Here is a 17,064-nt window from a genome sequence, read left to right as displayed (position 1 = left end):
AGAAAGCGCTGCGGCGAAAACACCGCGTTGCGCCATGTTGGCAAAAAATACGGCACGTTTGCGGCTACGACTACCGGCAGAGGATAAATCCTCCGTTAGCCGCAGACGAAAACCTGACGTTCTCATCCGCCCCGCACCAGCCAGACGATGCCGACACCGATGGCGATCGCGACCAGCCCGGCGATCCGCAATGCATTCTCCGGCATCGACAGCACCTCGCCCGCGAGCTTCTTCGCCAAGCTGGGAAAGCCGCCATAGACCAGGCCCTCAATGACAAGGACCAGGCCTATCGCTGCGAAAAAGTCCTGCACCGGCTATTGCTGGCCGGTGCTGGGTTGTGTCGTCGGCGCGGCAGGTGCCGTCGCCGGTGCAGCCGGAGCCGCTGGCGGCTTCGCCGGCCCTTCCTTGCCGTCCGGATCGCGGAAGAAGCGGAAGAACTCCGAATTCGGCGACAGCACCATGGTCGTCCCGGTGTTGTCCAGCGCCGTGCCATAAGCATTCATCGACCGGTAGAAATCGAAGAAGGCCGGGTCGCGCTTGTAGGCGTCCGCGAAAGTGGCACTGCGCTGGGCTTCGCCCTCACCGCGCAGGATCTCGGACTCCTTCTGCGCTTCGGCAACGATCTCGACCACTTCACGATCGGCGCGTGCGGTGATGCGCTGTGCCGCTTCATTGCCGCGTGCCCGCAGCCGAGCGGCCTCTGCCAGGCGTTCGGCCTTCATGCGGTCGTAGGTCTGCTGTGAAACCTCGACCGTGAGGTCGGTGCGGCGGATGCGGACATCCTCGATCTGCAGGCCGAGCGAGGTGGCGTCGGGCCGGAGCTGATCGCGCACTTCGCGCATCATCACCGCCCGCTCTTCCGAGAGCGCCGCCTCGAAGTCGCGCAGACCGTAGACGCGACGCAAGGCAGCGTCGAGACGGGTCCTCAGCCGCGCTTCAGCCAGTTCGATCTGGCCGGACACCGCGGCACGGAAGACGCGCGGATCCGAAATGCGATAGGCGATGAAGGCATCGACCTCATAGAACTTGCCGCCCGACACCTGGACGCGGATGTTGTCGAGATCGAAGCGCAGCACCCTGTTCTCGATCAGCTGCACCGTATCGGCGTCGAAGAACGAGAACGGCGCCTTGAAGTAGATGCCGGGCTCGCTCTTGACGTCGACGATCTCGCCGAAGCGCAACACCAGCGCCTGCTGGCGCGCATTGACCACGAAGACCGAGGAATAGATCAGGAACAGGATGACCGCGGCGATGACGACGAAGACAGGAAGACGGTTGGCCATCACTGGGCACCTCCCGTGTTCGCGGCAGGTGCGGCCGGAGCCGGCGGTCTGGGCTGCAATGCCGGCAGCGGCAGATAGGGCACGACGCCTTGTCCGTTGCCCTGCTCGACGATGACCTTGCTCGAGTCCTTCAGAACTCTCTCCATGGTTTCCAGATAAAGGCGTTTGCGCGTGACATCCGGTGCCTTTGCATATTCGTCATAGACCGAGATGAAGCGCTGGGCCTCACCTTCGGCTTCCTGCACCACACGGTTCTTGTAGGCGGCCGCGTCTTCGCGGATCTGTGCCGCCTCGCCGCGTGCCTGGCCGAGCTTCTGGTTGGAGTATTGGTTGGCCTGCTCGACGAACTTGTCCTCGTCCTGCTCGGCGCGCTGCACTTCGTCGAACGCATCGGCCACTTCGCGCGGCGGTGCTGCGTCCTCGATAGAGACGGCGTTGATGTTGAGGCCGGCCTTGTAGCCGTCCAGCGTCGTCTGGATGATCTCGCGCACCGAGGCCGCTATGCCCTGGCGGTCATCACGAAAAATGTCCTGCGCCGGCCGGCGGCCGACGGCTTCGCGCATTGCGCTTTCGGCAACCTGCCGCAGCATGCCGTCCGGGTCGGAGACGTCGAACAGATAGGCGCGGGGATCGGAGACCTGGTAGGCCACCGAAAACTGCACGTTGACGATGTTCTGGTCGCCCGACAGCATCAGGCCGTTGCCGCTGGTGTTGCCGCCGCCAATGTCGACGAGCTGCTCGGAAATCTTGGCCGTCTCGACGGTTTCAAGCGGCCACCAATGGAAATGCAGACCAGGCTGGGAGAGTTCAGGCTTCGGCTTGCCGAAGCGCAATTCGACCGCGACCTCGTCTGGCTGCACGGTATAGACGGCCTGGAATGCCCACAGAACGACCAGCACCGCAGCGATCAGCCCGAACACCGCCGGGCTGGCACCGCCGCCACCGGGCAGCGCCCGCCGCAGCCGGTCCTGGCCGCGGCGGATGATGTCTTCGAGGTCGGGAGGCGACCCCTGCGGGCCGCTTGGCCCCTTCGGCCCCTGCCCCCAGGGTCCCTGATTGTTGCCGCCGCCGCCCCACGGGCCGCCGCCTCCGCCGCTCTTGTCGTTCCAGGGCATGAATGTCCTTTCGCTTGGAATTCCCTCAAGCGCCGGAGTTACGGCGCAAAATCCAGTGTTGTTCTTCTATAGGGACGCCACGGCACGCTTTCAACGCGATGGCCCGCCGACATCATCCGTTTTGGGCCGGTAGCGACCCTTTGTCGTCCTTCAATGCACCTTTTGTCTATCAAAGTATTGGGCGGCGGCGCTCGTAAACCGAATAGCGTGTCGCGTGGCTGTCCTTTTCCCCGGCTGGAACCTCCTGCGAACTGACCGCGCGCCATATCTGAAGGTCGATCGGCGGGAAATGCGCGTCGCCATCGACGGCGGCCAGCACATGGGTGACGTGCAGCCGGTCGGCCAGCGGCAGCGCCTGCGCATAGATCTCGCCACCGCCGATGATGCAGACCTCGTCGACGCCGGTCATGCAGCGTCCGCGCACCGTTGCCAGCTGAATCGCCGCCTCAAGCGTATGCGCCACTTCGATGCCCTCGGCGCGCCAGCTCTTGTCGCGGGTGACGACGATGTTCAGCCGGCCCGGCAGCGGCCGGCCAATGCCTTCATAGGTCTTGCGGCCCATGATGATGGGCTTGCCCATCGTGTCGGCCTTGAAACGCTTGAGATCGGTGGACAGCCGCCAGGGCAATCCGCCGTCCCGGCCGATCACGTTGTTCTCGGCAATGGCGACGTAGATCGCAACATGCATCAGTTGGCTTCCCCGCCATTGTTGTCCGATGGTTCGAGCAGCAGGATATCGATGTCGTGCTCGGGGTAAAAATCGCTCGCGGTCATCTCGAAGGTTGTCGGCCCAACCTTTTTGACATTGTCGCCGCAGAACGAGACCAGGGCTTTTGCGTTGCCCTTGTCGATGGTCAGCTTGAACTTGCCGATCGTGCCCGCCGCCCAGTTGCCGCCCGTGGTCAGGATATAGGCGATGCGGCTTTCATAGAATTTGGGATAACCGTCCGGATTGTCCTTCGCCGCCTTGCGCACCGCGTTCTCGAACGTGTCGTCCATGCAGTAGCGGGTCTTGTAGGCGGCGTATGAGCCCTGGAACTGGCCCTCATTGAAGAAACTGACCGAGGACGTGCCGCCGACGCTCGGCTTGTAGCGGTGCGAAACATGGACGTCTTTGTTGGCCGGAAAGGTCGAACGCCACCAATAGGTCGAGCGCAGCTGCCACCATGGCGCGTAGGACGGTGTGGCGCTTTGGTCGCTGTCGCCTTCCGGATCCTCGATGATGATGCCGCGGTTGACCCAGTCGTCGGCGACCGCCTTTGGCAGCTTCGCCAGCGCCGCCTTGGCGGCATCGCCGAACGGGTTGAACGGTACATTCTGCGCCTTGAGGTCGGCGCTGACGTCGATGCCGAGCGCGAACACCTTCTGCTCGAGCTGAGGCTCTGCCGGCGCACCGTCGATCGTCACCTCGAAGCCCAAAAAGTTGTCGCTCTGGTTTTCAGGGATCGCCGGCATTTCTTCCGGATCGCCCGAAATGTCAGGCATCGGAAAAGCGACGATCGCGTCGACATCCTTGTCGGTGTTGTTGTGGAAGACGTAGTCGACCGTCACCTTCTCGGGCGAGATAAAGAGGTCCTCGCTTTGCATCGCGACTGCATCGCTGCGCGACAGGATCAGGCCACCGGTGCCGAGCTCGGCAACCGAATCGTTGGCCAATGCTGGTGCTGCCGACAGGGCCAGCACGGTGGTAAGAACATATCGCAGCATGAAAGCCCCCTCGGCGAGAATGCCGGCAGGACCCTAGCCGTTTCAATGTGGCGTTTCAAAGCCCTTCCACGCTTGCAGACGTGACACGAGCGGTCTGGACTAACAGCTTCCGATCGGGCAGGAGTTCGCCCCATGCGCAAGCTTCTCGTCATCGGCATCGGCGCCGGCAATCCCAACCATATGACCGTGCAGGCCATATCAGGCCTGAACCGTGCCGATGTGCTGTTCATCCCAGACAAGGGCGCCAAGAAGAACGACCTTGCCGAATTGCGGCGCGATATCTGCGACCGCTTCGTCACCAACCCGAAATCGCGCCGCGTCGAATTCGACGTCCCGGTGCGCGCCGAGCCGGCGTCTTCCTATCGCTCCACCGTCGACGACTGGCACGAAGCCATCGCCGCCATCTACGAAGCCCTGATCCGCGACGAGATCGCCGAGGATGGCTGCGGCGCCTTCCTGATATGGGGCGACCCTTCGCTCTACGACAGCGCGTTGCGCATCCTCGAGCGCGTGCGCCTGAGGGATAACGTCGCCTTCGAACTGGAAGTCATCCCCGGCATCACCGCCATCCAGGCGCTTGCCGCCAGCCACAGAGTGGCGCTGAACCGTATCGGCGATTCCGTATTGATCACCACCGGCCGCCGGCTGACCGAGGAAGGCTTGCCCGCCAATGCAGGCTCGGCAGTGGTCATGCTCGATGGCAAATGCGCGTTCAACACGCTGGCCGACAAGGATGTCTTTATCCAGTGGGGTGCCTATCTCGGCACACCGGACGAGATCATTCTCTCGGGCCGCCTCGGCGATGTCGGCGCCGAGATCGAAAAAGTCCGCGAGGAAGCCCGGCGGCAAAAGGGCTGGATCATGGACACCTATCTGCTGCGCAAGCCCGGCGAGCCGAAAGAGAATTAATCCCTTTGTGGCGCCAACGCTGAGATCGGCTCGAAACTCGTCCCGATGAGCGTGAATTTCGAGAACCGGAGCGGAGCGCACATTAAAGTCCGCGAGCACCGGAAGCGCAGAAAATCGCGCTAGTCGCCCGTCGGGGTAGAGTTTCCAGTCGATCTCAGCCCGCATCGATCTCCGCCTGCAGCGCATCCATATGCGTCGCAGCCGCTGCGGTGGCCGCGCGCTCGATGGCGCGGAAACGGCTGACCACCGCCAGGCCGATCGCCGTCAGCTGCGCGCCGCCGCCCTTGCGGCCGCCGGTCTGTGCCGCAACCAGCGGCTTGCCGAACACCCGGTTCATGTCCTCGACCAGGTCCCAGGCGTGCTTGTAGGACATCTCCATGCCGCGCGCGGCGGCCGAGATCGAGCCGAAAGTGGCGATGTGCTCGAGAAGCTCGATCTTGCCCGGACCGATCCGCCCGTCTGGATCGAGATTTATCCGCAAGCTCAGCGATGGCATCTTTGCTCCTTCGCGGTCACCAGGACTCCTACCGAAGCCAACGCGGCGATACCGTTATTCCAAAACAATATAGCGCCGATCGCCGCACCTGTCAGCCATCGACCTCGAGCGGCAGGCCGGCGCCGGTGTTGGCCCGGTCGAAGCTCACTGTCTTGACCACCGCGAAAACCTTGCCGCCGAGCCGCAGTTTCAGCGCCTGCCGCGACTGCTCGGTGATGCGGGCGAGCACGGCTGCGCCATTGCAGTCGATACCGACCTCGACCGCCGGCCCCTCGCCCGGACGGATCGCGACGATCGTGCCGGGCAGGATATTGAGCGCGCTGAGGCCTGTCGGTCTCTCCGTGGCGATCATCACATCGCGAGCCCGAATGCGGATACGCACGGGAGCCCCGGGCTTCATAGCAACACGCGGTACGCGGATCTCGCCAGCGGCCGAGCCAAGCACGGTCATGCCGAAAGCCTCATCGTGACTTAGCACTTTCGTGTCCAGCACCGCACCGCCCTCGCCGCGCTCTTCCGCCGGCAACAAATCGAGCCTTTGCATCACCGCCTCGGTCGGTCCGCTGGCAACGACCTTGCCTTGCGCCAGCATCACCACGTCGCTCGCCAGCCGCGCTACCTCGGCGACCGAATGGCTGACATAGACGATCGGGATCTTCGTCTCGTCGCGCAATCGTTCGATATAGGGCAGGATCTCCGCCTTGCGCGCTTCGTCGAGCGAGGCCAGCGGCTCGTCCATGAGCAGTAGTTTCGGACTGGCCAGCAGCGCCCTGCCGATCGCCACGCGCTGCTTTTCGCCGCCAGACAGCTTTGCCGGGCGCCTGTTCAGCAGCGGGCCGATGCCGAGCAGTTCGACGACGGCATCCATGTCGGCGTAACGCTCCTTCGCCGGTGTAAACCAGCGGCCGTAGCGCAGATTGCCGGCCACGCTCATATGCGGGAACAGACGCGCGTCCTGGAACACCATGCCGATGCGGCGCTTGTGCTTCGGCATGAAAATGCCGGCATCGGTGTCGACCAGCACGCGGCCGTCGACCGCGATGCGGCCCTTGTCGGGCCGGATCAGCCCGGCGATCATGTTGATGAGCGAGGTCTTGCCGGAGCCTGACGGCCCGAACAGCGCCGTCAGCCGCCCGGCGCTCTGGAAGCGCGCCTCGATGGCGACATCGCCGAGCCGATGGCCGATGTCGACCAGCACACTCATTCGATGTCCATCCGCCGGCCGACGCGCCGCGCCAGCACTTCCGAGGCGACCAGTGCCGCCATCGAGATGACGATCGAGATCAATGTCAGCCGCAATGCGCCCTCATCGCCGCCCGGCACCTGCGTGAAAGTATAGATCGCTGACGGCAGCGTCTGCGTTTCGCCCGGAATGTTGGAGACGAAGGTGATGGTTGCGCCGAACTCACCCATCGCCTTGGCGAAGGCCAGGATGGCGCCGGCGATCAGCCCGGGCAGGATCAGCGGCAGCGTGATGGTGGCGAACACCCACAAAGGATTGGCGCCCAACGTTCCCGCCGCCGCCTCCATCTTGCGGTCCACCGCCTCGATTGACAGCCGGATCGCCCGCACCATCAAGGGGAAGCCCATGACGCCGCAAGCGAGTGCCGCACCCGTCCAGCGGAACGAGAAGACGATGCCGAAATGCTCAGCCAGAAAGGCGCCGGCCGGGCCGCGCTTGCCGAAGGTCAACAGCAGGAGATAGCCGGTCACCACGGGCGGCAGGATCAGCGGCAGGTGAACCACACCGTTGAGCAGCGTCTTGCCCCAGAACTGTCCGCGAGCCAGCAGCAGCGCAATCAGAATACCTGGCGGCAGGCTGAAAAGCATCGCCACAGTCGCCACCTTGATGGACAGCCGGACCGCATTCCATTCGTCGGGAGTGAGGTCCAGCAGCCAGGTCATATTGCGCTATCAGGCCCTGTTCAGTTGCTCGGCGTGAGCACGGTAAAACCCTGTTCCTTAAAGAGCGCGCCGGCCTTGGCGGACTGCAGGCATTTCAGGAAAGCCGGCGTATCCTTGTCCTTCGAATCGGCGGTCTGGGCAACCGGATAGATGATCGGCGGATGCGAATCCTCGGGGAAGGTGCCGATCACCTTGACGCCCTTTTCGGCATGCGCGTCGGTGGCATAGACGATGCCGAGAGCGGCCTCACCTGTTGAAACCAGCTTGAGCGCCGCGCGGACGTTTTCGGCCTGCGCCACCTTGCCCTCGACCGAGGACCAGACGCCGAGCGATTCCAGTGCTGCCTTGCCGTACTTGCCGGCCGGCACCGCCTTGAAGTCACCCATGGCGAGCTTGCCGTCACCGACCAGCTTGGCGAGGTCGAAACCCTTCTCGATCTTGGTTTCAACCGTCGAGTCCTTCGGCGCCACCAGCACGATCTCGTTGCCGAGCAGCTTCACCTCGGTGTCGGGCTTGGTCAGCTTCTTGTCGGAGAGATATTTCATCCAGTCGAGGTCGGCCGAGATAAAGACGTCGGCCGGTGCCCCGCCCTCGATCTGCTTGGCGAGTGCCGAACTCGCCGCATAGGAGACGGTCGCGGCCTCGCCGACATCGGCCTCGCAGGCCTTGTTCACCGCATCGAGCGCGTCCTTGAGGCTGGCCGCGGCAAACACCACGACCTTGTCTTCCGCATGTGCGGCCGGCACCGCCGCCATCAACGCCGCCGCAAAACCGCCAATGGCGATCGCCCTCAATCCAAAACCTTTGCGCGTCATCGAAAACTCTCCCTGGTTTGAAATCCGTGTGGCCCGAAGCCTGCCGATCGATATATCCGCATGAATATAACAAGGGAAGGCCCGGCGGCTTGCGAAAACGCCTATGCCCGTTCGATTGTTCTGGTAAGACGGGCGGGAACTTGAAAATGGAGAGCCCGATGAAGATCAGCGCCCGCAACATCCTCAAGGGAACGATCACCGAGATCGTCAAGGGAGCCACCACTTCGCATGTCAGGATCGACATCGGCGGCGGCGCCATCGTCACCGCCTCGATCACCAACGAAGCCGTCGCCGATCTCAAGCTCGAAAAAGGCAAGCAGGCCTATGCCGTGGTCAAGGCCTCGGACGTGATGGTCGGCATCGACTGACGGTCGCCGAACTCAAGGTGTGTTGAGATTCAGGTCAGGCCGGCATCACCTGAATATCGACATGCCTCAAACGGCGATCGGCGCCTTGATCGACGCATCGGCGACATAGTTTTCCAGCCGGAAATTCTCGAAGCGGAAGGCGAACAGGTCCTTCACCTCCGGATTGATCCACATCGTCGGCAGCGCCCTCGGCGTGCGCAACAATTGTTCGCGCGCCTGTTCGAAATGGTTCGATAGAGATGCGCGTCACCCAGCGTGTGGACGAAATCGCCCGGCTTCAGCCCGGTCACCTGCGCCACCATCAGCGTCAGCAGCGCGTAGGACGCGATGTTGAACGGCACGCCAAGGAAAATGTCGGCAGAACGCTGGTAGAGCTGGCAGGAAAGCCGGCCCTCGGACACGTAGAACTGGAACAGGCAGTGGCATGGCGGCAACGCCATGGCTTCCACCTCGGCTGGGTTCCACGCCGAAACGATCAGCCGCCGCGATTGAGGATTGCGGCGTATCTCCTTCAGAAGATTGGCGATCTGGTCGATCGAGCCGCCATGGCCGTCCGGCCAGGAGCGCCACTGCTTGCCGTAGACCGGGCCGAGGTCGCCATTCTCGTCGGCCCATTCGTCCCAGATCGTGACGCCGTGGTCGGTCAGATATTTGATGTTGGTGTCGCCGGCCAGGAACCACAGCAGTTCATGGATGATCGACTTCAGATGCAGCTTCTTGGTGGTGGTGACCGGAAAGCCGCGCGCCAGATCGAAGCGCATCTGGTAGCCAAAGACGGAGCGCGTACCCGTACCGGTGCGGTCGCCACGGTCGGCGCCGTTGTCCAGTACGTGCTGCAAGAGGTCGAGATATTGGCGCATCGGTTCCGGCTCGATTCGAGGGTGTGGGTATTATAGCGGCCAGACAGGCGACCGAACACAGCAAAACGGTAGAAGGGTTGCTCGGCCCACCACTCTTTCCAGACGTTTGCGCCGCCCTTCATTGCCCTAGCGGGCATTCTCCCCCGCTTACGCTACGCTATGCACACATCTTCTGTGATTGGCGTGACTGATCGGCGCGAGGCTTGACTGCCCCGTGGTTCCCCCAATCCGTCGCTGCTTCGCAGCGCCACCTTTCCCCCTCCGGAGGGAAAGGAAAGGAGCTTTTCTGGACGAGCGTTGACGGCAGAAAGCTTGGCTCCTTTCCTCTACCCCGTCGATCGGGGGAGAGGTGGCTCGGCGAAGCCGAGACGGAGTGGGGGTCGACCAGCGCAGGCTGGCCGCAACGCCGGCGCCAGCCTTCGCAAATCGACGCGCGATCGTTAGAGCGAGCCGAGTTTGCCCAGATCCTTGGCCACCAGATAATAGAAGGTCACGCGGCTCTTGGTGTTGTCGGCGTGCATCGCCTTGCAGGTCTTCTCGATCGAGGCGTCGGCCTTGGCCCCGTCGCTGACGCCGAGCTTCTTGGCCACCCAGCTCTCCTTGACGCGCTCGAGCTCCTTCGGGTCGGTGCAGGACACCAGCGAAGAATCGCGGTTCCTCAGCGCAATGCCCAGATGCTTGACGATCTTTTCGACCGCGTCGGCGCTGGCGCCCGCGTCGTATTTCTTCACATCCGCAAGATAGTCGGCCATCAAAAATTCCCCTCGTCGGCGCCACGGATCCGATCGATGAGGGCTGTGGCGCGCTTCGCAACTTGTGCGCTAGGTCGGTAACTCCTCACCGCTCGCAAAGCTTCCGTTGAGACCGCGCCCAAGTCAACCCTTGCCGTCGCTATTTGACACAGGGACAAAGCACCATTGCGGCCTTTCATTTCCGCGCAACGCCCCCTATATTCGTTTTGTCGGCTTGACCGACTATGGCGATAAATGGGCGATGAAATAAGCCGTTCGGACCCGGGGGCGGTACCCGGCGCCTCCACCAAAAGCCGCTGTTGACGACAGAGCGGTTTTTGCTGGGGGCGAAATAGGATCGACGAAGGTGTAAAGATCGTACTTTTGCCCGGCATTGTACCACCGTCATCGGGCTAAACTTATAGTTGCCAACGACAACTATGCGGAAGCTCGTCTCGCTGCTTAATGCAGTGCGAACGCTTCAAATCAAGCCCTAGGGGTTCGCACTTCTAGGCGGGGTTCGGAGGTACCTGGCAACAGAAACCTCCACTTCTCCCCTCCTTCAAACCACGTCATGCGCAACGGCCGCTTTTTGCCGTCCAGACTTCGCAGCGCCGTGGGCCGCGAAGCCGCCGCATCGCGTGTCTCTTTCTCCATGGGCAAAAATGCAAAACGATTCCGATCGATTCTTCGTGCTGACCGGTGGTCCGGGCTCCGGCAAGACCACTTTGATCGCAGCCCTGCGCCGGGCAGGCTTCGCGACTTCCGTCGAAGCCGGACGCGGCATCATCCGCGACCAGTCCTCCATCGGCGGAACCGCCCTGCCCTGGAGCGACCGCGCTCTGTTCGCCGAACTCATGCTGTCCTGGGAGATGCGCTCATATCAGACCGCGATCGATCAGACAGGACCGGTCTTCTTCGATCGCGGTGTGCCGGACACGCTCGGCTATCTCAGGCTGAGCGGCCTGCCGGCAGCAGAGCACATCAGAACCGCCACCCATGCGTTTCCGCTACAATCCGCGCGTGTTCATCGCGCCGCCATGGCCGGACATTTTCGCGCAGGATGAAGAACGCAAACAGACGCCAGACGAGGCCGAGCGCACCTACCATGCGCTGGCCGGCGTCTATACGGAGCTGGGCTACGAGTTGGTCCCCTTGCCCCTGGCGCCGGTCGAGGCACGATTGCGTTTCGTATTGGCCGAGGCAGGGCTGAAATGAAAAAGGCCGGGAAAACCCGGCCTTTTCATGGGCTTGCAAACAGTGCCTACTCCGCCGGCGCCTCGACCGCCTCGCGCGAGCGGCCGAGCGTCACCTTGGCCAGTGTGAAGGAAATCACGGCGCAAAGCGTGATGCCGGCGACCATCGGTAGCGGCGTGCCGTCGAAGAACACGCCTGCAACGCCCATGGCGAGCGCGCCGATGGCGAAATGCAGCGTGCCCATCAGCGCCGATGCGGTACCGGCGATCTCGCCGTGCTCTTCCATGGCCAGCACCGAGGTGCTCGGGATGACGAGGCCGAGGAAGCCGTAGCCGACGAATAGCAGAGCCGCCATCACGTCGAGCCGGTCGACGCCCGTCGCCATGATCGCCAACAGCACCACCATCGTCGAGGCATAGCCGGTGACTGCCACCCACACCACGCGCTTCAGCCCGAAGCGCCCGGCCAGCAGTCCCGTCAGCTGCGACATGCCGATGAAGGCCACCGCATTGATCGAGAAGAACACGCTGTAGACCGAAGGCGACAGCCCGTAATGGTCGATCAGGATGAAGGACGAGCTCGACAGATAGACGAAGAAGCTCGCAATGCCGAAGCCGGCGATCGCCACCAGGCCGAGGAAATTGCGGTCACCCATCAGGAAACGGTAGCCGGCAAGCGCCGTGCCGAAGGAGGAACCGACGCGTTCTTCTGCCGGCCGCGTCTCCTTGAGCGAGGTCGCGAGCAGGATGGTGGCAAGGGCCGCCGCACCGGTCACCGTCCAGAACACGGCGCGCCAGCCGAAATTCTCGATGATCTGGCTGCCGGTCAGCGGCGCCAGAATCGGCGACACCGAAAACACCAGCATCAACAGCGACATCAGCTTGGCGGCCTCGTTGCCGGTGTGCAGGTCGCGCACGATGGCGCGGGGTATGGCCATGCCGGCACTGGCGCCGAGGCCCTGCAGGAAGCGGAAGGCGATCAGCCACTCGATGGTCGGCGCCATTGCCGAACCGATGCCGCCGACCATGAACAGCGCAAGACCGCCATAGAGCGGCAGCTTGCGGCCGACCATGTCGGAGATCGGCCCGACGACGATCTGGCCAAAACCCATCGACAGGAAGAAGATCAGCAGGCTCATCTGCACGGCGGCCGTGCCGGCGTGTAGATCCGCGCCGATCGACGGCAGTGCGGGAAGATACATGTCGATGGCGAACGGGCCGATGGCGGACAATAGGCCGAGCACGACCGCAATGCGGAGGAATTTGGAACTCATGATATTGGCTTCTTTCGAAATCTGGTTGCCGCCGCCAGGCGACGTCTAACCCTAGGACGTTCCATCCCATGAGACACCGACACTGAAGGAGCGAATTCTATTCGTCCCCGGTGCGAAATCTCTTTATCGTATGTCCACAAAATTAGACACTCTTGTCTAAATCGTCAACCACCTCTATATAGATTTTCATGAGAGCAAGCGTTTCTCCTGACACTTTCCCGCCACGTGGCCATGAGGCCAAGCGTCTGTCGATCGTCGACGCCGCCGCCGGCGTGTTCTGCCGTGAAGGCTTTGCCGGCGCCAATATCGACCTGATCGCCGCTGAGGCCGGCGTCTCGCGCCAGACCGTCTACAACCACCATGGCGACAAGGAAAAGCTCTTCATGGCCGTGGTGCGGGACCTCACCGAGCGCTGCAATGTCGGCATCTTCGCCACCATTGCCACCTTTCCCGACCAGCCAGGCGACCTCGAAGCGGATTTGATCGGCTTTGCCGTGCGCCTGAACCAGAACTGCATCTGCAATCGCGACGGAAAATTCCTGCGCAAGCTGATCCAGACCGAGGGTGAGCGTTATCCCGAATTGTTCGCCGAATGGCGGGAACAGGGTCCGGGCAGGACATGGCCGGCAATCGCCGCCCGTTTCGCCCGCCTCGCCTATGGCGGCTATCTCAGCATCGACGACCCCGACGTCGCGGCGCGCCAGTTCCTCGGCCTGGTCAATGCCGAACTGCAGACCACCTTCATGCTCGGTGGCACGCCGCGCGAGGACGAGGTGGTGCAATCGGCGACGAATGGCGTGCGCACCTTCCTGCGCGCTTTCGGCAAGCGCCCTGCCCCGGGCAGCGTCAAAAAGCACACTGCGCTGGCTAACGCATAACATTGCCGTTGCCGCCGGGCCGCCCTGCCGATCAAATCGTTGGCAATAGTTCTCGCTTCGACGCGGCGGTGGCCTATATCAGGTTTACGCCGCGCTCAAGCTTGATTACAGCTATGCGGACGATTCAACGGAACCCGACCACCACATGGCCGACGACCACATCCGCTACGACATTCTGGCCCAGGAGGCGTTGCGCGGCGTCATGCGCAAGGTCCTGGCCGAGGTCGCACGCACCGGCCTCCCCGGCAACCATCATTTCTTCATCACCTTCCTGACCGGCGCGCCCGGCGTGCGCGTCTCGTCGCGCCTGCGCGAACGCTATCCCGAGCAGATGACCATCGTCATCCAGTTCCAGTACTGGGACCTGAAGGTGACCGACACCGGCTTCGAGGTCGGCCTGTCCTTCTCCGATGTGCCGGAGAAACTGGAAATCCCGTTCTCGGCCGTGCGCGGCTTCTATGATCCCTCGGTCAATTTCGAGCTTGAGTTCGACGTCAAGACCGACGCGCAGCCTGAAGAAGAACCGGCCCAGCCGGCGCCTGAGCCGCTGACCATCGTTTCTGAGAAGAAGCCGAAGGCCGAGAAGAAGGCCGCCGCCGAAGCGGAGAAGAAGCCCGCCGCGGCTGACGCCGGCACCAAGGGCGCCGAAGTGGTTTCGCTCGACGCCTTCCGCAAGAAATAGGCTGGGCGGTCTGCGCCATGGCCGAAATCGTCAACCTCCGTCAGGCTCGCAAGCAGAAGGCGCGGGACGAGAAGCTGCGCGTCGCCGAACAGAACCGGGCCTTGCATGGCCGCTCCAAGGCAGAAAGGCAACGCGACCGGCTGATCGCCGACAAGGCCGAGAAATTTGTCGCCAGCCATCGCCTCGACCCGTCCGGCAAGGACGAACAGTGAGTCCCGGCCGTGAGCGTCGTTGAAAAGCGCTCGGTGACCATTCGCGGCCATCGCACCAGCTATTCCCTGGAAAAGCCCTTCTATGACGATCTCATCGCCATCGCGGCGGCGAGAAAGCTGACACTGGCCGCCCTCGTCGCCGAAGTCGATGAGACGCGGCCCCGCGACACCAACCTGTCCTCGGCGCTGCGGCTGCATGTGCTGGAGTGGGCGAAGCGCGGGGCGAACGCCTAGGCTAGATGCCCTCGACCACGTCCGTCTTTCTCCCGCGTCTGGTGCCGAAGCCAAGCAAGGTCGAACGGTCGCGTTCCTCGGCCTGTTTCCTCGACCGCACGCGCATCAGATCCTTCCAGCCGACATAGCCGACCAGTTGCAGGCTTTCGCGGGTGACGACCGGCAGATGCGAGATATTGGCCATCAACAGCTTGTCGGAGAGGCCTTCGAGATACTCGTCGGGATAGGCAAGCGTCACCTTGCTTCCGGAAAGCAGGTCACTGAGCGTCGTCGTCCTGTGCTTGCCGGCGCGGCGCCAGCGCAGGATCGCCGGCGGGTCGATGAGGCCAAGCACCCGCCTGTTCTCGTCGATGACCGGGAAGCTCGGATGCCGGGTTTCCGGCGCGGTCAGGAACGCCGCCGCGCCATGCAGCGTCATCGTCGCCGGCACGCTCTCGACCTGCGCCGTCATCACCTCGCGCACCCTGGTTAGCGCGAAGGGATCGACGCGATATTCGCGCACCAAATGATGCCCTCGCCTTGCAACCTTTTCGGTCAGGATCGAGCGCTTCATCAAAAGCACGGTCACGGCATGCGCCGTGGCGCAAGCCGCGATCAAGGGAACAAGGACATGCGTGTTGCCGGTCAGTTCCACGGCGAAGAACGTTGCCGTCAGCGGCGCCCGCATCGTGCCGCCCATGGTCGCAGACATGGCCAGCAGCGCCCAGAAACCGGGATCCGCCGTCGGCAGGAACCCGCCGAGCAAGGCGCCCATCGCGCCACCCATGATCAGCAGCGGCGCCAACACGCCGCCGGACGTCCCTGAACCGAGCGCCACCGACCAGATGATGGCCTTGACCACCAGCAGCATCAGCGCCGCAGTGGCAAGCGTGCGGCCATCCAGCATGTCGGCGATGTTGTCATAGCCGACGCCGAGCGCGCGCGGCTCGATCAGTCCGCCGATGCCGACCACCAGGCCGCCGATCATCGGCCACCACATCCAGTGGATGGGCAGTTTCTGGAAGGCGTCCTCGCAGGCATAGACCATCTGGGTGAGCAGCCCCGACAGCAGGCCGGCGCAGACACCGACCAGAACCCAGCCGCCAAGCCCAACGAAGGACACCGCCATGCCGCCCTGGAACGGAAAGATCGGCCCGGGCAGATGCAGCACGGTGCGCTCGACCTCGGCAATGATCGCGGCAACCGCCACGGGGATGAAGGAACGCGGCGTCCATTCGAACAGCAGCAATTCGACCGCCAGCATGATGGCGGCGATCGGCGTGCCGAACACGGTGGTCATGCCGGCAGCCGCGCCTGCCACCAGCAGCGTCTTGCGTTCGTTGTCGCTGACCGGCAGCATCTGCGCGATCAGCGAGCCGATCGCGCCGCCGGTCATGATGATCGGCCCTTCGGCGCCGAACGGTCCGCCGGAACCAATCGAGATAGCCGACGACAGCGGCTTCAGGATCGCCACCTTGGCACCAAGTTTTGAACGCCCAAGCAGGATCGCCTCGATCGCTTCGGGAATGCCGTGGCCGCGGATCTTCTCGCTGCCGTAGCGCGCCATCAGGCCGATGATCAGCGCGCCGATGACGGGGACGATCACGGCGGCAAGCCCGAGCGGCGTATCCTGCAATTTCAGCTCGGCGAGCGTGAACTGGCCGAAATAGGCAATGTTGGTGGCAAGCCGGATCAGTTTCAAAAGCACGATGCCGGCGAACAGCGCCGCCGTGGCCACCACCACCGCTATGGTAGCAATGGTCAGCACGCGCGCGTCGGTGGTGAAATCCCTGAGATGGCTATTTTCGGAGGGCTTCATGGCTGGCTTTCTCGCGGTGGCCGGACCTCGGATATGCCGGCTTGGTCGGCTCGCTATGTATCGTAACACGATATAAATTCAAGCTGGTTTTGCAGCAAAACCGTTTGAGCCTTTTGCCGGAATGGAACAAATGTCTGGAATGACGCAGCCCAAAAAATCACGCCCCGCCATCAAACAGGCCGACTACCAGCGGCTGTCGGAGTTCCGCTACCTGATCCGCCGCTTCCTCGAGTTCAGCCAGATCCAGGCGGAAGACGCCGGGCTGACGCCGCGCCAGCATCAGGCGCTGCTGGCGATCAAGGGCTATCCGGGCGGTGGACCGGTGACGGTCGGCGATCTGGCGGAGCGCCTGCGCATCCGCCATCACAGCGCCGTCGAACTGGTCAACCGCCTGAGCGAAGCCGGACTGGTCGTGCGGGACCAGGACAAGGACGACCATCGCCGCGTGCTGCTGCGGCTGACCGAGCGCGCCGACGATTGCCTGGCCGAGTTGTCGGCCACGCATCTCGACGAGCTTTCGCGCATCGAACCCATGCTGAGGCGCCTGCTCGATCAGGGCCGCGAGTGACGTCTCAGCATGGCACCTGGCATTTTTTTGCGG

Annotated in this window: 19 protein-coding genes, 1 other RNA gene and 2 pseudogenes; 9 read left to right on the top strand and 13 right to left on the bottom strand. The window is 63.2% G+C overall.

Annotation, left to right across the window (positions count from 1 at the left end; genetic code table 11):
- Window positions 1-122 precede the first annotated feature (122 nt).
- The 5 genes from AC0V8S_RS18145 to AC0V8S_RS18125 all read right to left on the bottom strand — a co-directional run bounded on the left by AC0V8S_RS18145 (window position 123) and on the right by AC0V8S_RS18125 (window position 4,105).
- Window positions 123-311, bottom strand: coding sequence for a DUF2065 domain-containing protein (locus AC0V8S_RS18145; protein WP_183460678.1), 189 nt, complete (start codon window positions 309-311; stop codon window positions 123-125).
- Between the two features lie 3 nt (window positions 312-314).
- Window positions 315-1,283, bottom strand: coding sequence for a protease modulator HflC (gene hflC, locus AC0V8S_RS18140; RefSeq protein ID WP_475432664.1), 969 nt, complete (start codon window positions 1,281-1,283; stop codon window positions 315-317).
- Window positions 1,283-2,398 (bottom strand): FtsH protease activity modulator HflK, encoded by a 1,116-nt coding sequence (gene hflK / locus AC0V8S_RS18135; RefSeq protein ID WP_183460679.1) that lies wholly within the window; start codon window positions 2,396-2,398, stop codon window positions 1,283-1,285. Before hflK ends, hflC begins: the two co-directional genes overlap by 1 nt.
- Window positions 2,399-2,567: 169 nt before the next feature.
- Complete coding sequence (locus tag AC0V8S_RS18130) at window positions 2,568-3,086, bottom strand: dihydrofolate reductase (protein WP_183460681.1); 519 nt, start codon at window positions 3,084-3,086, stop codon at window positions 2,568-2,570.
- Entirely contained in the window at window positions 3,086-4,105 is a 1,020-nt protein-coding gene (locus tag AC0V8S_RS18125; RefSeq protein ID WP_475432663.1) for a DUF4424 domain-containing protein, read from the bottom strand. The genes AC0V8S_RS18130 and AC0V8S_RS18125 overlap by 1 nt, the downstream gene beginning before the upstream one ends.
- A gap of 132 nt (window positions 4,106-4,237) precedes the next feature.
- On the opposite strand from AC0V8S_RS18125, the gene cobF reads away from it, so the two are divergent.
- Complete coding sequence (gene cobF, locus AC0V8S_RS18120; protein WP_475432661.1) at window positions 4,238-5,014, top strand: precorrin-6A synthase (deacetylating); 777 nt, start codon at window positions 4,238-4,240, stop codon at window positions 5,012-5,014.
- 154 nt (window positions 5,015-5,168) lie between these two features.
- Here cobF and AC0V8S_RS18115 read toward each other — a convergent pair whose 3' ends face one another.
- The 4 genes from AC0V8S_RS18115 to modA all read right to left on the bottom strand — a co-directional run bounded on the left by AC0V8S_RS18115 (window position 5,169) and on the right by modA (window position 8,230).
- Window positions 5,169-5,510, bottom strand: coding sequence for a winged helix-turn-helix domain-containing protein (locus AC0V8S_RS18115; protein ID WP_095202221.1), 342 nt, complete (start codon window positions 5,508-5,510; stop codon window positions 5,169-5,171).
- A gap of 91 nt (window positions 5,511-5,601) precedes the next feature.
- Entirely contained in the window at window positions 5,602-6,714 is a 1,113-nt protein-coding gene (gene modC, locus AC0V8S_RS18110; RefSeq protein ID WP_475432659.1) for a molybdenum ABC transporter ATP-binding protein, read from the bottom strand.
- The gene (gene modB, locus AC0V8S_RS18105) at window positions 6,711-7,415 is read right to left on the bottom strand and encodes a molybdate ABC transporter permease subunit (protein WP_183460691.1); all 705 of its coding nucleotides are present in this window, start codon (window positions 7,413-7,415) and stop codon (window positions 6,711-6,713) included. Before modB ends, modC begins: the two co-directional genes overlap by 4 nt.
- Before the next feature lie 20 nt (window positions 7,416-7,435).
- Complete coding sequence (gene modA / locus AC0V8S_RS18100; RefSeq protein WP_183460694.1) at window positions 7,436-8,230, bottom strand: molybdate ABC transporter substrate-binding protein; 795 nt, start codon at window positions 8,228-8,230, stop codon at window positions 7,436-7,438.
- A gap of 158 nt (window positions 8,231-8,388) precedes the next feature.
- On the opposite strand from modA, the gene AC0V8S_RS18095 reads away from it, so the two are divergent.
- A complete protein-coding gene (locus AC0V8S_RS18095; protein WP_095202217.1) occupies window positions 8,389-8,598 on the top strand; it encodes a TOBE domain-containing protein in 210 nt (69 codons plus the stop codon).
- A gap of 66 nt (window positions 8,599-8,664) precedes the next feature.
- Here the strand turns inward: AC0V8S_RS18095 and AC0V8S_RS18090 are convergent.
- Together AC0V8S_RS18090 and AC0V8S_RS18085 are read right to left on the bottom strand one after the other, a co-directional pair.
- Window positions 8,665-9,458, bottom strand: a pseudogene (locus tag AC0V8S_RS18090) (thymidylate synthase).
- A 440-nt stretch (window positions 9,459-9,898) separates the two neighbouring features.
- Entirely contained in the window at window positions 9,899-10,210 is a 312-nt protein-coding gene (locus AC0V8S_RS18085) for a DUF2853 family protein (RefSeq protein ID WP_064983857.1), read from the bottom strand.
- A gap of 169 nt (window positions 10,211-10,379) precedes the next feature.
- Here AC0V8S_RS18085 and ssrA point away from each other — a divergent pair.
- Together ssrA and AC0V8S_RS18075 are read left to right on the top strand one after the other, a co-directional pair.
- Window positions 10,380-10,740: a transfer-messenger RNA gene (gene ssrA, locus AC0V8S_RS18080) on the top strand.
- 114 nt (window positions 10,741-10,854) lie between these two features.
- Window positions 10,855-11,407 (top strand): annotated as a pseudogene (locus AC0V8S_RS18075) (AAA family ATPase).
- A gap of 46 nt (window positions 11,408-11,453) precedes the next feature.
- On the opposite strand, the gene AC0V8S_RS18070 reads toward AC0V8S_RS18075, so the two are convergent.
- Window positions 11,454-12,659: a multidrug effflux MFS transporter gene (locus AC0V8S_RS18070; RefSeq protein WP_475432658.1), complete on the bottom strand. Its 1,206-nt coding sequence runs from the start codon at window positions 12,657-12,659 to the stop codon at window positions 11,454-11,456.
- Between the two features lie 188 nt (window positions 12,660-12,847).
- Here AC0V8S_RS18070 and AC0V8S_RS18065 point away from each other — a divergent pair, with 188 nt between their 5' ends.
- The 4 genes from AC0V8S_RS18065 to AC0V8S_RS18050 all read left to right on the top strand — a co-directional run bounded on the left by AC0V8S_RS18065 (window position 12,848) and on the right by AC0V8S_RS18050 (window position 14,665).
- A complete protein-coding gene (locus tag AC0V8S_RS18065; protein WP_183460702.1) occupies window positions 12,848-13,537 on the top strand; it encodes a TetR/AcrR family transcriptional regulator in 690 nt (229 codons plus the stop codon).
- A 145-nt stretch (window positions 13,538-13,682) separates the two neighbouring features.
- Window positions 13,683-14,219: an SspB family protein gene (locus AC0V8S_RS18060; RefSeq protein WP_183460704.1), complete on the top strand. Its 537-nt coding sequence runs from the start codon at window positions 13,683-13,685 to the stop codon at window positions 14,217-14,219.
- Window positions 14,220-14,236: 17 nt separating this feature from the next.
- Window positions 14,237-14,431 (top strand): DUF4169 family protein, encoded by a 195-nt coding sequence (locus tag AC0V8S_RS18055; protein WP_183460706.1) that lies wholly within the window; start codon window positions 14,237-14,239, stop codon window positions 14,429-14,431.
- Between the two features lie 9 nt (window positions 14,432-14,440).
- A complete protein-coding gene (locus AC0V8S_RS18050) occupies window positions 14,441-14,665 on the top strand; it encodes a ribbon-helix-helix domain-containing protein (RefSeq protein ID WP_183460708.1) in 225 nt (74 codons plus the stop codon).
- A gap of 1 nt (window position 14,666) precedes the next feature.
- On the opposite strand, the gene AC0V8S_RS18045 is transcribed toward AC0V8S_RS18050, so the two are convergent.
- Window positions 14,667-16,463, bottom strand: a complete 1,797-nt coding sequence (locus tag AC0V8S_RS18045) for a chloride channel protein (protein WP_475432657.1) — start codon at window positions 16,461-16,463, stop codon at window positions 14,667-14,669.
- A 130-nt stretch (window positions 16,464-16,593) separates the two neighbouring features.
- Here AC0V8S_RS18045 and AC0V8S_RS18040 point away from each other — a divergent pair, with 130 nt between their 5' ends.
- Window positions 16,594-17,031: a MarR family winged helix-turn-helix transcriptional regulator gene (locus tag AC0V8S_RS18040; protein WP_244661754.1), complete on the top strand. Its 438-nt coding sequence runs from the start codon at window positions 16,594-16,596 to the stop codon at window positions 17,029-17,031.
- Window positions 17,032-17,064: the final 33 nt, after the last annotated feature.

The sequence above is a fragment of the Mesorhizobium oxytropidicola genome (assembly GCF_056174625.1).
The sequence above is the reverse complement of the archived record's forward strand: the minus strand, read 5'-3'. Positions and strand labels throughout refer to the sequence as shown.

What these genes read in the sequence shown, in the direction of transcription:
- AC0V8S_RS18115 (WP_095202221.1), bottom strand. Translation starts at nt 5,510, where the DNA reads ATGCCATCGCTGAGCTTGCGGATAAATCTCGATCCAGACGGGCGGATC.
- hflK (WP_183460679.1), bottom strand. Translation starts at nt 2,398, where the DNA reads ATGCCCTGGAACGACAAGAGCGGCGGAGGCGGCGGCCCGTGGGGCGGC.
- AC0V8S_RS18040 (WP_244661754.1), top strand. Translation starts at nt 16,594, where the DNA reads ATGTCTGGAATGACGCAGCCCAAAAAATCACGCCCCGCCATCAAACAG.
- cobF (WP_475432661.1), top strand. Translation starts at nt 4,238, where the DNA reads ATGCGCAAGCTTCTCGTCATCGGCATCGGCGCCGGCAATCCCAACCAT.
- AC0V8S_RS18125 (WP_475432663.1), bottom strand. Translation starts at nt 4,105, where the DNA reads ATGCTGCGATATGTTCTTACCACCGTGCTGGCCCTGTCGGCAGCACCA.
- AC0V8S_RS18065 (WP_183460702.1), top strand. Translation starts at nt 12,848, where the DNA reads ATGAGAGCAAGCGTTTCTCCTGACACTTTCCCGCCACGTGGCCATGAG.
- AC0V8S_RS18045 (WP_475432657.1), bottom strand. Translation starts at nt 16,463, where the DNA reads ATGAAGCCCTCCGAAAATAGCCATCTCAGGGATTTCACCACCGACGCG.
- AC0V8S_RS18085 (WP_064983857.1), bottom strand. Translation starts at nt 10,210, where the DNA reads ATGGCCGACTATCTTGCGGATGTGAAGAAATACGACGCGGGCGCCAGC.
- modA (WP_183460694.1), bottom strand. Translation starts at nt 8,230, where the DNA reads ATGACGCGCAAAGGTTTTGGATTGAGGGCGATCGCCATTGGCGGTTTT.
- AC0V8S_RS18130 (WP_183460681.1), bottom strand. Translation starts at nt 3,086, where the DNA reads ATGCATGTTGCGATCTACGTCGCCATTGCCGAGAACAACGTGATCGGC.
- AC0V8S_RS18095 (WP_095202217.1), top strand. Translation starts at nt 8,389, where the DNA reads ATGAAGATCAGCGCCCGCAACATCCTCAAGGGAACGATCACCGAGATC.
- AC0V8S_RS18070 (WP_475432658.1), bottom strand. Translation starts at nt 12,659, where the DNA reads ATGAGTTCCAAATTCCTCCGCATTGCGGTCGTGCTCGGCCTATTGTCC.
- modC (WP_475432659.1), bottom strand. Translation starts at nt 6,714, where the DNA reads ATGAGTGTGCTGGTCGACATCGGCCATCGGCTCGGCGATGTCGCCATC.
- AC0V8S_RS18055 (WP_183460706.1), top strand. Translation starts at nt 14,237, where the DNA reads ATGGCCGAAATCGTCAACCTCCGTCAGGCTCGCAAGCAGAAGGCGCGG.
- AC0V8S_RS18060 (WP_183460704.1), top strand. Translation starts at nt 13,683, where the DNA reads ATGGCCGACGACCACATCCGCTACGACATTCTGGCCCAGGAGGCGTTG.
- modB (WP_183460691.1), bottom strand. Translation starts at nt 7,415, where the DNA reads ATGACCTGGCTGCTGGACCTCACTCCCGACGAATGGAATGCGGTCCGG.
- hflC (WP_475432664.1), bottom strand. Translation starts at nt 1,283, where the DNA reads ATGGCCAACCGTCTTCCTGTCTTCGTCGTCATCGCCGCGGTCATCCTG.